Below are 12,656 nucleotides of genomic sequence, written 5' to 3' on the forward strand. Positions count from 1 at the left end.
CCGAAGCCGACGAGGTCGACACCGAGCTCCAGACCCCGCCCTCGACCTGGGTGCTGCTGCGGCTGGGCCGCTTCGCCCGGCCCTATCGCAAGCAGCTGATCGCCGGCTTCTTCCTCACCGTGCTGTCCACGGCCGCCACCCTGGTGCCGCCGTACCTCACGATCCCGCTGATGGACGACATCCTGATCCCGTTCCAGAACGGGCAGAAGATCGATCCGATGCGCGTGGGCCTCTACCTGAGCGGCCTGCTCGGCGCGGCGCTGGTCGGCTGGGGCCTGGGCTGGGCGCGCACCTACCTGCTGGCGCTGGTGTCCGAGCGCATCGGCGCCGACCTGCGCACCACCACCTACGAGCACCTGTTGACCCTGCCGCTCGACTACTTCGGCGGCAAGCGCACCGGCGACCTGATGGCGCGCATCGGCTCCGAAACCGACCGCATCAACGTTTTCCTCTCGTTGCACGCGCTCGATTTCGCCAACGACGTGCTGATGATCGTCATGACGGCGGCGATCCTGATCTCGATCAATCCGCTGCTGGCCGTGGTCACGCTGGTGCCGCTGCCCTTCATCGCCTGGATGATCCACGTGGTGCGCGACCGGCTGCGCACCGGCTTCGAGAAGATCGACCGCGTCTGGTCCGAGGTCACCAACGTGCTGGCCGACACCATCCCCGGCATCCGCGTGGTCAAGGCCTTCGCGCAGGAGCGCCGCGAGGCCGAGCGCTTCCGCGCCGCCAATGCCTACAACCTGCAGGTCAACGACAAGCTCAACCGCACCTGGTCGGTGTTCACGCCCACGGTGTCGCTGCTGACCGAGATCGGCCTGCTGGTGGTCTGGGGCTTCGGCATCTGGCAGGTGGCGCGCGGCAGCATCACGGTGGGCGTGCTGACCGCCTTCATCGCCTACATCGGCCGTTTCTACACGCGCATGGACTCGATGAGCCGCATCGTCTCGGTGACGCAGAAGGCCGCGGCCGGCGCCAAGCGCATCTTCGACATCCTCGACCACGTGAGCAACGTGCCCGAACCCGCGAACCCGGTGAAGGTGGAGCGGGTGCAGGGCGCGATCGCGATGCGCGGGCTGGGCTTCCGCTACGGCTCGCGCGCCGTCATCCACGACCTCGACCTGCGCATCGAGCCCGGCGAGATGATCGGCCTGGTGGGCCACAGCGGCTCGGGCAAGAGCACGCTGGTCAACCTGATCTGCCGCTTCTACGACGCCACCGAGGGCGCGATCGAGGTCGACGGCACCGACATCCGCCGCTTCGCCGTGGCCGACTACCGGCGCCACGTCGGGCTGGTGCTGCAGGAGCCCTTCCTGTTCTTCGGCACCATCGCGCAGAACATCGCCTACGGCAAGCCCGACGCCACGCGCGAGGAGATCGTGGCCGCGGCCCGCGCCGCCCATGCGCACGACTTCATCCTGCGCCTGCCGCACGGCTACGACTCGCTGGTGGGCGAGCGCGGCCAGGGCCTGTCGGGCGGCGAGCGCCAGCGCATCAGCATCGCGCGCGCGCTGCTGATCGACCCGCGCATCCTGATCCTCGACGAGGCCACCTCGGCGGTCGACACCGAGACCGAGAAAGAGATCCAGAAGGCGCTCGACAACCTCGTGCAGGGCCGCACCACGATCGCGATCGCGCACCGGCTCTCGACCCTGCGCAAGGCCGACCGCCTGGTGGTGATGGACCGCGGCGAGATCGTCGAGGTCGGTCCGCACGACGCACTCATGGCCAAGCAGGGCGCCTACTGGCGCCTCTACCAGGCGCAGCTGCGCCAGGGCGACGACGACGCGAGCGAAGGCGCGGCCAACGAGCGCGTGGGCGCGCAGGGCATCCCGGTGAGCCATGCGGCGCATCCGGCGGGAGACGCATGATGGAAACGACGACGATCACTCCGCCCGGCTTCGGGCTCGAGCGCGATGCCTTCGGCCGGCTGGTGCTGACCGATGCCCAGGGCCAGCGGCACGTGGGCGTCGCGCCGGTGCGGGCCTTCCCGCTCAGCGCGCCGGGCGAGGGCATCTCGCTGGTCGGCGGCGAGGGCCGCGAGCTGGTCTGGATCGACCGCGTCGATCAGCTGCCGGCCGCGGCGCGCGCGCTGCTCGAGGAAGAACTCGCGGTGCGCGACTTCGCGCCCACGTTGCTCAAGCTGCACGCCGTGTCGAGCTTCGGCGTGCCCAGCACCTGGACCGTGAGCACCGACCGCGGCGACACCCGCTTCGTGCTCAAGGCCGAAGAGGACATCCGCCGGCTCGAGCACGGCGCGCTGCTGATCGCGAGCGCGCACGGGGTGCAGTTCCGCATCGCCGACCTGAAGGCGCTCGACCGCGCGTCGCGCAAGTTGCTCGAGCGCTTTCTCTAGGTCAGCGAGAGCCCATCCAGCGCAGCGCCGCCCCGCCCGCCGTCGCCGCCACGCCGCTCGCGAAGGTGCCCCAGGCCATGTCGAGCAGCGACAGGCCCAGCGGCCAGCCCTTCATGATCGAGAGGTTGGTGAGGTCGTAGGTGGCGTAGGCGAACAGGCCGAGCAGGGCGCCCAGCAGCGCGGTGCGCGCGAGGCTCGCGGCCTCGGCGCCGGGCAGCACCGCGAAGAACACCAGGCCCACCGGGTACAGCAGGTAGAACAGCGCCGCGAAGCCCAGCTTCGGCTCGGAGGCCATCAGGTGGCCCAGCCCCTGCTGGTAGAGGTTCTTGGCGATCACGCCGAGCCAGAGCGAATCGATCAGTGCCATCACCAGGAAGGTGGCAGCCCAGGCGGCGAGGTGTTTGGTGGTCATGGCGGCGGTGCGGGTGGGTGGGGTGTCGCGGCCATCGTAGCGAGGCCCGGGGGCCGCGGGTAGCGCCGGCGGCGCAGGCTGCGAAAATCGCGCGTTCGGACTACAGCTCCGTCGTTCCCGCGCACCGATGCGCCTTGCCATCCATTCTTCGAGCAAATCATGCCCCTGCACACCACCGCCCTCGTCCTGTTCTCCGGCGGGCAGGACTCCACCACCTGCCTGGCCGACGCTCTCTCGAAGTACCAGCGCGTCGAGACCCTGGGCTTCGACTACGGCCAGCGCCACCGCGTCGAGCTCGACGTGCGCGCCGGCATCCTCGCCTCACTGCGCGAGCGCTTTCCCGACTGGGCGCCGCGCCTGGGCCAGGACCATGTGCTCACGCTGGCGGCCCTGGCCCAGCTCGGCGGCTCCTCGCTGACCGAGGAGGTCGCGTTCGAGATGCAGGCCGACGGCCTGCCCAACACCTTCGTGCCGGGACGCAACCTGCTGTTCCTCACGCTGGCCGGCGCGCTGGCCTACCGGCGCGGGCTGCAGGTGATCGTCACCGGCGTCTGCGAGACCGACTTCTCGGGCTACCCTGACTGCCGCGACGACACCATGAAGGCGATGCAGCTCGCGCTGTCGCTGGGGCTGGAGCGCCGGCTGGTGATCGATACGCCGCTGATGTGGATCGACAAGGCCGAGACCTGGCAGCTCGCGCACCGCCTCGGCGGCCAGCCGCTGGTGGACCTGATCGTGGAGGAGACCCACACCTGCTACCTGGGCGACCGCACGCACCGGCAGGCCTGGGGGTACGGATGCGGCGAGTGCCCGGCCTGCGAGCTGCGCGCCCGGGGCTGGGCGCGCTATGCCGAGCCGGCCGAACCCGGCACCACCTCCACGCGGTAGCGCGCGTGCGCGCCCTCGGCCTCGGGCACCAGCGTCCAGCGCTGGGTGTGGAACTCGCCGACCGCGGCGCGGTGCGCGATCGAGACCATCGCGCCGCCTTTCTCGCGCACCATCCCGGCCAGCCGCTGGTAGAGCGTGCGCTCGGCCGGCGCGTCGAGCGCGCTGCTGATCTCGTCGGCGAAGATCCAGCGCGGCTTCTTGAGCAGCACGCGCGCGATCGCGAGCCGCTGCTGCTCGCCGCCCGAGAGCTTCTGGCCCCAGGCGTCGCTGTCGTCGAGGCGTGCCACGAGGTCGGGCAGCAGCGCATCGGCCAGGGCCTGGCGCAACTGGTCGTCGCTGAAATCCGTCGACGGGTTGGGATAGGTCAGGGCATCGCGCAGCTTGCCGTCGGGCACGTAGGGACGCTGGGGCATGAAGGCCACGTCCTCGGGCACCTCGAGCCGGCCCTTCGAGAACGGCCAGATGCCCGCGAAGGCGCGGAACAGCGTCGACTTGCCGCTGCCCGAGGGGCCTTGCACCAGCACGCTGTCGCCAGGCTGCACCGACAGGGCGGCGCCGCTGAGCAGCGGCGTGCCGTTGGGCAGCGCGACCGACAGGTCCTGCGTGCTCAGCGCCGCGGCCGGCGCGCGCTCCAGCGTTTCGGGGCGCGCGGCGTGCGCGGTCATGCCCTCGTCGAAGCTCGAGAGGCGGTCCGCGGTGGCGCGCCAGACGGCCAGGCTGTCGTAGTTGTCGACGAACCAGCTCAGCGACTCCTGCACCTTGCCGAAGGCCGAGCCGATCTGCATCAGGTGGCCGAGCTGGAAGGCGCCGCCGAAGTACTGCTGCCCCGCGACCAGGAACGGGAAGATCACGGCCGCCTGGCCGAAGAAGGAGGTGAAGGTGACGAGGTTCTTCTGCTGCTTGATCAGCAGCAGGTAGTTGCGCAGCACGTTGCCGAAGCGCGTGTCGAGCTGGGCGCGCTCGACCTTCTCGCCGTGGTCCAGCGCCACCGCTTCGCTGTATTCGCGCACGCGCATCAGGTGGTGCCGGAAGTCGGCCTCGTAGCGCTGCTGGCGGAAGTTGATCCCGATCAGCGGGCGGCCGATGAAGTGGGTGATCGCGGTGCCCACGATGGAGTAGGCGAGCGCGATCCAGACCATCGCGCCCACCACCTGGTAGGTGGTGCCGCTGAAGGTGAACGAGAAGTTGCCCGACAGGCCCCAGAGCAGGCCGATGAAGCTCATCAGCGTGACGACCGCGTTCAGCAGGCCCATCGACAGCGACATGGTGGCGCTGGTGAACATCTGCACGTCCTCCTGGATCCGCTGGTCGGGGTTGTCGGGCGCCTGGCCTTCCTTGCCGGCGTAGCGCGCCAGCTCGAGGTGGTAGAAGGTTCGGTCGGCCATCCAGCGCGACATGTACTCGCGCGTCATCCAGGTGCGCCAGCGCAGTTGCAGCAGCTGCGTCACGTAGAACTTGAGCACCTGCACCGCGATGTTGAAGAAGGCGATCCAGCCGAACACGCCGACCTCGCGCCAGAAGCTCGCCGCGTCCTTGTTCTGCAGCGCATCGTAGAAGCGCCCATACCACTGGTTGCCGAGCACCGCCACGTACACGTAGCCCAGGTTGAGCGCGACGATGGTCGCGAACATGAGCCGCGCCTTCCATTTCTCGTCGGACCGGAAGTAGGGCGCCGCGAGCTTGAAGACGCGGCGCAGCACCTGCAGGAAGGTCTGGGCGCGTTCGTTGACGGTGGGGGACATGCTGGCTTTCCTCGCTGGCGCAGGCGCGCCGGTCATCGTGAGGAGGCCATAGTAGACAAATGTTTCTTAAACCGGGCTGAAACATGCCGGCACGGCATGCGACCGGCCTGCGCCGCCCTCAGTAGGTGTCCAGCATCACGCGCGCCGCGGTCGCCAGGAAGTGGGCCAGCGGCGGCGTCTTCAGGCCCTCGACCTTCGCCTCCTCGTCCCACAGCCGCAGCCGGATCGCATCACTCGACCACGGATGGTCTGCGAAGCGCCGCGCGGCCGCGTCGTTCATCGGCCCGCCCTGCAGTTGCAGGCTGCGCACCGAATCGGGCGAGAGCCGCGCGAAGTAGTCGGGCCGGGTCGCGCAGAGGTAGCGCTTGGCATCCACGTGCAGCCGGATCGGTTCGCGCACCTCGAGGCCGAAGGCGCCGCGCAGCAGCGGCAGCGCGATGTACTGGTGGCGGTCGTCGATGCCGAGCTCGGTCGGCGAGCGCTCGAGCGTCTGGTGCTCGGTGATCAGCATGTGGCCCAGGTCGTGCAGCAGCGCGGCCGTGACCAGCGCATCGCCGGCCCCGGCCTGTTCGGCCAGCCAGGCGCATTGCAGCGCGTGCTCGGCCTGCGACACCGGCTCGCCCGCATAGGCGACGCCGCCGCGTTCGGCAAAAAGGCGGGCGATCTCGGCGAGGTCGAGTGTCATTGTTCTGAAACGAAGCGCGGGCGACAGCACACCGAAGTTCGCGGATCTCGATGACAAGGCCGTGACCGCCCGTGCGAGCCCGGTCGCGGGAAGGGTTTTGGCATGCCCCAACGCATGCATTTGACAAATCCCTGTCACACGCCGCTGCCAGCATCGCCGCGTCCACGGCAGGCCTGCGCCACCGTGTTGCGTTTTCGTTTTTCTCCCGTTTTTCGCTCCAATTCTTTCCCGAGGGATCTCACCATGCTGCGTCGTTGTCTTCGCTGGGCCGCCGTGCCCGCCCTGCTTTCGCTGGCCTTCGCCGCCACCGCCCAGGGCCGCACCGAGCTGCTGGTCTATACCGCGCTCGAGGCCGACCAGGTGCAGGCCTACAAGGCTGCGTTCGAGAAGGAGAACCCGACCATCGAGCTGAAGTTCGTGCGCGACTCCACCGGCATCGTCACCGCCAAGCTGCTGGCCGAGAAGGCCAACCCGCAGGCCGACGTGGTGTGGGGCCTGGCCGCCACCTCGCTGATGCTGCTCGACAAGGAAGGCATGCTGCAGCCCTATGCGCCCAAGGGCCTCGACGCGGTGAAGCCCACCATGCGCGACCCGGCCAACCCGCCCAAGTGGGTGGGCATGGACGTGTGGTCCTCGGCCATCTGCTTCAACACCGCCGAAGCAACTAAGAAGAACCTGCCCAAGCCCACGAGTTGGGCCGACCTGACGAACCCGGTCTACAAGGGCCAGATCACGATGCCGAACCCGGCCGCCTCGGGCACCGGCTACCTGATGGTGTCGGGCTGGATCCAGATGATGGGCGAGGACAAGGCCTGGAAGTACATGGACGCGCTGCACCAGAACATCGGCATCTACAGCCAGTCGGGCAGCAAGCCCTGCCGCCAGGCCGGCGCCGGCGAGTTCGCGCTCGGCATGTCCTTCGAATACCGCGCCAACAAGACCAAGCGCGACGGCGCGCCGATCGACATCGTGCTGCCCAAGGAAGGCCTGGGCTGGGACATGGAAGCCACCGGCATCATCAAGACCAGCAAGAAGCAGGAAGCCGCCAAGGCACTGGCCGACTGGGCCGTGACGAAGCAGGCCAACGAGCTCTACGCGAAGAACTTCGCGGTGCTGGCGCTGCCGGGCATCCAGGAAAAGCTGGAGTTCGTGCCGGGCGACGTGGAGAAGCTGCTGGCCAAGAACGACTTCACCTGGGCCGCCGCGAACCGCGACCGCATCCTGGCCGAGTGGTCCAAGCGCTACGAATCGAAGTCCGAGAAGAAGCCGATGTGAGGGGCTGACGGCTCTTCGCATTCCTCTTTCCTTTTTTCTTCTTCTCTTCCAGCAGGCAGCCGCGCATGACGACGAGCTTTCTTTCCCTCCGCGGCATCGGCAAGTCCTTCGGCGCGACGCGCGTGCTCGACGGCATCGACCTCGACATCGAACCGGGCGAGTTCGTCTGCCTGCTCGGCCCCTCGGGCTGCGGCAAGACGACCTTGCTGCGCATCGTCTGCGGCATCGAGCGCGCGGACCACGGGCAGATTCTGCTCGGCGGCCAGGACATCGCGGGCCTGCCGCCGGCGGCGCGCGGCTTCGGGGTGGTGTTCCAGTCGTATGCGCTGTTCCCCAACCTGACGGCGGCGCAGAACATCGCCTACGGCCTGCATCCGACGGGCGCGCTGGCGCGCGAAATGGCCAAGCGTTCGCGCGAGATGCTCGACCTGGTGGGCCTGGCGGCGCATGCCGACAAGTACCCGGTACAACTCTCGGGCGGCCAGCAGCAGCGCGTGGCGCTGGCCCGCGCGCTCGCGCCCAATCCGCGCCTGCTGCTGCTCGACGAGCCGCTGTCGGCGCTCGACGCGCAGGTGCGCGCCAGCCTGCGCACCGAGATCCGCGCGCTGCAGAAGCGCCTGGGCATCGTCACCATCATGGTCACGCACGACCAGGAAGAGGCACTCTCGATGGCCGACCGCGTGGTGCTGATGCACGACGGCCGCATCGAGCAGGCCGGCACGCCCGACGAGCTCTACCGCCAGCCGCGCACGCGTTTCGTCGCGGGCTTCGTGGGTCGCATGAACATGCTGCCGGCCACGGTGCTGGCCGACGGCAAGGTGCGCGTGCGCGACGCCGAGCTGTTCTGCGCTCCCGGCAACCTCAGCGTGGGTTCGCAGGCCACCGTGGGCATCCGTCCCGAACACGTGGTGGTGAAGCGCTTCGGTGCCGAGCTCGGTGCCAACAGCTTCGCGGCGCGCCTGCTCGACACCGAGTTCTTCGGCAACCGCACCGCCGCGCGCCTGGCCTGCGAGCCGCTGGGCATCGAGATCGAGGCCGAGCTGCCGGCCGATGCGCAGGGCCATGGCGGCGAGCCGCTGGTGCCGAGCAGCATGGTGCATATCCAGTTGCCTTTGCATGCGCTGTCGGTGCTGGCGCACTGAATGACGAACCGCTTTGTCGTTTGTTCGACGATGGAGCGGTGGGGGCGGACTCACGCCGACGGGGTACTCCCCTCCGCGAATGTCCCCCGGCCTGCGGCCTCCTCCTTGATTTCGCTGCGGGGAGTACCCCGTCGACGTGAGTCTGGAGCAGGTCGGTTGAACCGGCTGGCACCACCGCTGCGCCCACGTGCACAGGGCAGTGGGTGCTTCCCGCAGCGAAATAAAGGAGGAGCCGAAGGCGGGGGACATTCGCGGAGGGAAGTACCCGCTGTCCTGTGCACGCGCCCCGGACACACACAATGAGCAGCACCCCCGAAGCCATCGCCATCATCCCTGTCACGCCGATACGCGCCAATGCCATCGACCGCGAGCGCTGGCTCACGGGCGCTGCCGTGGCATTGGTCGTGCTGCTGTTGCTCGTGATCGTTGCGTTGCCCGTAGGCGCACTCGTAGGCCAGAGCTTCTTCGACCGCGAGGGCGGCTTCGTAGGCCTCGCCAACTTCGCGCGCTACCTCGACAACCCCGCCCTGGTCCAGTCCGCCTTCAACAGCCTCTGGCTGGCCGCGATCAGCGCCGTGATCTGCACCGCCATCGCCTACGTCTACGCGTATGGCCTCACGCTCTCGTGCATGCCGGCCAAGGGCGTGCTGCGCGCCGTTGCGCTGATACCGCTGCTCGCGCCCTCGCTGCTGCCCGCCATCAGCCTGGTCTACCTGTTCGGCAACCAGGGCCTGTTCAAGGGTCTGCTCGGTGGCGCGTCCATCTACGGCCCGCTGGGCATCGTGCTGGGCTCGGTGTTCTGGACCCTGCCGCATGCGCTGCTGATCCTCACCACCGCGATGGCGACCTCCGACGGCCGCCTCTACGAAGCCGCGCAGACCCTCGGTGCTTCGCGCTGGCGCATGTTCCGCACCGTCACCTTGCCGTCCACGCGCTACGGGCTGATCGTGGCCGCGATGGTGGTGTTCGTGCTGGTGATCACCGACTTCGGCGTGCCCAAGGTGGTGGGCGGCCAGACCGGCGTGCTCGCGACCGACATCTACAAGCAGGTGGTCGGGCAGCAGAACTTCCAGATGGGCGCGGTGGTGGGCTTCGTGCTGCTGATCCCGGCCGTGCTGTCCTTCCTGGTCGAACGCCACGTGCGGCGCAAGCAGGCCGCCGCGCTGTCGGCGCGTGCCACGCCCTACCAGCCCGAGCCCGTGCGCACGCGCGACCGCGCGCTGCTCGTGTTCTGCGCGCTCACGGCCTGCGCCATCCTCGTGATGATCGGCATGGCCGTGTTCGCCTCGCTCGCCACCTACTGGCCCTACCAGCTCGCGCCCTCGCTGAAGAACTACGACTTCAGCAACATGGACGGCGGCGGCTGGGGCAGCTACTTCAACTCGCTGCGGCTCGCGGTCTGCGCCGCCGTGGCGGGCGCGCTGCTCACCTTCGTCTCGGCCTACCTGGTCGAGAAGCCGCGCCACTTCGGCCTGCTGCGCGAACTGCTGAACCTGCTGGCCAACCTGCCGCTCGCCGTGCCGGGCCTGGTGCTCGGCGTGGGCTACATCTTCTTCTTCATCTCGCCCTCGAACCCGCTGCGCGCCATCTACGGCAGCATGACCATCCTCGTGGTCTGCACCGTGGCGCATTTCTTCTCGGTCGCGCACCTCACCTCGCTGACCGCGCTGCGCCAGCTCGACCGCGAGTACGAGCTGGTCTCCGAATCGATGGGCATCCCGTTCTGGCGCACCCTGTGGCGCGTGCACCTGCCGGTCGCGCTGCCCACGGTGCTCAACGTCGGCGGCTACTTCTTCGTCAATGCGATGACCACCGTCTCGGCCGTCGTGTTCCTCTATTCGCCGCAGACCACGCTGGCCGCCATCGCCGTGCTCAACATGGACGATGCCGGTGACGTGGCGCCCGCCGCGGCCATGGCCTCGCTGATCATGCTCACGGCCGCCGCCGGCCGCGGCCTGTTCGCGCTGGCCGGCCACTGGGCGCTCGCGCGCACCCAAGCCTGGAGACACCGTTGACCGCCGCTCCCAATTCTTCCTCCTTCGACGTCATCGTCGTTGGCGCCGGCATCGTCGGCCTCGCGCATGCCTACACGGCCGCCAGGCGAGGCCTGCGGGTCTGCGTGGTCGAACGCGACGCCGCCTGCATCGGCGCCTCGATCCGCAACTTCGGCTTCATCACCGTGACCGGCCAGGCGCCGGGCGACAGCTGGCGCCGCGCCATGCACTCGCGCGACGTGTGGCAGGAGATCGCGCCGCAGGCCGACATCGACATCGTGCACCGCCACCTGTGGCTCGCGGCCTACCGGCCCGAGGCGCATGCGGTGCTCGAGGCCTTCATGCGCACGCCCATGGGCGAGGCCTGCCAACTGATCGACGCCGCCGAGGCGCAGGCCAAGGCGCCTGCACTGCACCTGGCCGAGGCGCGCTCGGTGCTGTTCAGCCCGCACGAGCTGCGCGTGGAATCGCGCACCGCGATCGGCCGGCTCGCCACCTGGCTGGCGCGCGCGCACGGCGTCACCTTCCGTTTCGGCGAGGCCGTGCTCGAGGTGCAGACGCCGCGCGTGCGCACCTCGCGCGGCGAGCTGCATGCCGAGCGCGTGGTGGTCTGCACCAACAGCGAACTGCACGGCCTGTTCGCCGATCGCATCGCGGCCCACGACCTCACGCTGTGCCGGCTGCAGATGCTGCGCGTGCAGCCCGAGGCCGGTTTCCGGCTGCCGGGCGCGGTGATGATGGACCTGAGCCTGGTGCGCTACGAGGGTTACAGCACGCTGCCCGAGGCCGCCGCGCTGCGCGAGCGCCTGCAGCAGGAAGAGGCGGCTTCGCTCGCGCACGGCATCCACCTGATCGTGGTGCAGAGCGCCGACGGCTCGCTGGTGGTCGGCGATTCGCACCACTACGCCGCCGCGCCCGAGCCCTTCGCGCTGGAGGAGGTCGACCGCCTGATCCTGCGCCACCTGCGCAGCACGCTCGACCTCGAGAGCGCGCAGATCGTCGAGCGCTGGAACGGCGTCTATCCCTCCTCGAAGACCACGCCCTGCGTGATCGACGCGCCCGACGACGCGACCCGCGTGGTGCTGGTCACCAGCGGCACCGGCGCCAGCACCGGCTTCGGCATCGCGCACGACGTGTTCGCCGGCTGGTGATCCCTTTTCATTCACGCGAGTCCTTCTTCATGTCCGCCACGCATTCCTCCAGGCTCCAGGCCGTCGTCTTCGACTGGGCCGGCACCATCCTCGACTTCGGCTCCTGCGCGCCCATGGGCGCCTTCGTGAAGCTGTTCGAGCAGTTCGGCATCGAGATCACCATCGCCGAGGCGCGCGGCCCGATGGGCATGGCCAAGTGGGACCACATCAAGGCGCTGGGCTCGCAGCCGCGCATCGCCGCGCAGTGGGAAGCGAAGCATGGCCATGCCTTCAATGATGCCGACGTCGACCGGCTCTACGAGGTGTTCACGCCGATGAATGCCGCGAGCGCGCGCGACCATGCCGACTTCATCCCGGGCGCGCTCGATGCGGTGGCCGCCGCGCGTGCGCGCGGCCTGAAGATCGGCTCGACCACCGGCTACAACCGCCCGATCATGGAAGTGGTCACGGCCATCGCCGCGCGGGGCGGCTACGTGCCCGACAACCTGGTGTGCGCGGGCGACCTCGCGGCCGGCCGGCCTTCTCCGTTGATGATGTACCGCTGCTTCGCCGACCTCGGCGTGTGGCCGGCCCACACCGTGGTGAAGGTCGACGACACCGGCGTGGGCCTCGAGGAAGGCCTGAACGCCGGCACCTGGGCTGTGGGCCTCGCGGTCAGCGGCAACGTGATGGGGCTGACCCTGGCCGAATGGCAGGCGCTCGGCGCCGATGAGCAGCAGGCACGCCGCGAGCAGGCCACCGAGCAGCTGAAGGCGGCCGGCGCGCACTACGTGATCGACAGCGTGGCCGAGCTCATGCCGGTGCTCGACGACATCGAGCGCCGCCTCGCGGCCGGCGAGCGGCCCGCGCGCTGAGTTCCGTTTTCACGGCGGCGCGATCGGGTTCGCGTCCGACTTGACCGCCCATCGAGCGGGCCTAGCATGCCCGCCATGCGACACCTCTTCCTCGCACTCTGCTGCTGCCTCGGCCTGATGGCCGCCGGCTGCGACGACAAGCCCAGGCCGGGCG

11 protein-coding genes are annotated in these 12,656 nt (G+C 69.2%); 8 read left to right on the forward strand and 3 right to left on the reverse strand.

Annotation, left to right across the window (positions count from 1 at the left end; translation table 11 throughout):
- Both AC27VN_RS17805 and AC27VN_RS17810 read left to right on the forward strand, forming a co-directional pair.
- Positions 1–1,874 (forward strand): cyanophycin metabolism-associated ABC transporter (locus AC27VN_RS17805; protein WP_490877366.1); only part of this gene is annotated, 1,874 nt, incomplete at its 5' end.
- The gene (locus AC27VN_RS17810) at positions 1,874–2,359 is read left to right on the forward strand and encodes a cyanophycin metabolism-associated DUF1854 family protein (protein ID WP_490877367.1); all 486 of its coding nucleotides are present in this window, start codon (positions 1,874–1,876) and stop codon (positions 2,357–2,359) included. The genes AC27VN_RS17805 and AC27VN_RS17810, both read left to right, overlap by 1 nt.
- Before the next feature lies 1 nt (position 2,360).
- Here the strand turns inward: AC27VN_RS17810 and AC27VN_RS17815 are convergent, their stop codons facing one another.
- Complete coding sequence (locus tag AC27VN_RS17815) at positions 2,361–2,771, reverse strand: DUF2177 family protein (RefSeq protein ID WP_296780600.1); 411 nt, start codon at positions 2,769–2,771, stop codon at positions 2,361–2,363.
- A gap of 159 nt (positions 2,772–2,930) precedes the next feature.
- Here AC27VN_RS17815 and queC point away from each other — a divergent pair, with 159 nt between their 5' ends.
- The gene (gene queC / locus AC27VN_RS17820; protein ID WP_490877368.1) at positions 2,931–3,659 is read left to right on the forward strand and encodes a 7-cyano-7-deazaguanine synthase QueC; all 729 of its coding nucleotides are present in this window, start codon (positions 2,931–2,933) and stop codon (positions 3,657–3,659) included.
- On the opposite strand, the gene AC27VN_RS17825 is transcribed toward queC, so the two are convergent.
- The gene (locus tag AC27VN_RS17825; protein WP_490877369.1) at positions 3,617–5,401 is read right to left on the reverse strand and encodes an ABC transporter ATP-binding protein/permease; all 1,785 of its coding nucleotides are present in this window, start codon (positions 5,399–5,401) and stop codon (positions 3,617–3,619) included. The two genes, queC and AC27VN_RS17825, sit on opposite strands and share 43 nt — an antisense overlap.
- Before the next feature lie 118 nt (positions 5,402–5,519).
- On the reverse strand, positions 5,520–6,086 hold the full coding sequence (locus AC27VN_RS17830; protein ID WP_490877370.1) for a phosphonate degradation HD-domain oxygenase: 567 nt from the start codon (positions 6,084–6,086) through the stop codon (positions 5,520–5,522).
- Positions 6,087–6,329: 243 nt separating this feature from the next.
- On the opposite strand from AC27VN_RS17830, the gene AC27VN_RS17835 reads away from it, so the two are divergent.
- The 5 genes from AC27VN_RS17835 (at position 6,330) to phnX (ending at position 12,502) form a co-directional block, all read left to right on the forward strand.
- Complete coding sequence (locus AC27VN_RS17835) at positions 6,330–7,361, forward strand: putative 2-aminoethylphosphonate ABC transporter substrate-binding protein (protein ID WP_057593792.1); 1,032 nt, start codon at positions 6,330–6,332, stop codon at positions 7,359–7,361.
- 65 nt (positions 7,362–7,426) lie between these two features.
- Entirely contained in the window at positions 7,427–8,503 is a 1,077-nt protein-coding gene (locus tag AC27VN_RS17840) for an ABC transporter ATP-binding protein (RefSeq protein ID WP_093355393.1), read from the forward strand.
- Between the two features lie 299 nt (positions 8,504–8,802).
- Positions 8,803–10,518 (forward strand): putative 2-aminoethylphosphonate ABC transporter permease subunit, encoded by a 1,716-nt coding sequence (locus AC27VN_RS17845; protein ID WP_490877371.1) that lies wholly within the window; start codon positions 8,803–8,805, stop codon positions 10,516–10,518.
- The gene (locus AC27VN_RS17850) at positions 10,515–11,648 is read left to right on the forward strand and encodes a TIGR03364 family FAD-dependent oxidoreductase (protein WP_413764424.1); all 1,134 of its coding nucleotides are present in this window, start codon (positions 10,515–10,517) and stop codon (positions 11,646–11,648) included. Before AC27VN_RS17845 ends, AC27VN_RS17850 begins: the two co-directional genes overlap by 4 nt.
- Before the next feature lie 29 nt (positions 11,649–11,677).
- Positions 11,678–12,502: a phosphonoacetaldehyde hydrolase gene (gene phnX, locus AC27VN_RS17855; protein WP_490877372.1), complete on the forward strand. Its 825-nt coding sequence runs from the start codon at positions 11,678–11,680 to the stop codon at positions 12,500–12,502.
- Positions 12,503–12,656 lie beyond the last annotated feature (154 nt).

The organism is Variovorax sp. 20P10.2.4 (assembly GCF_058244205.1).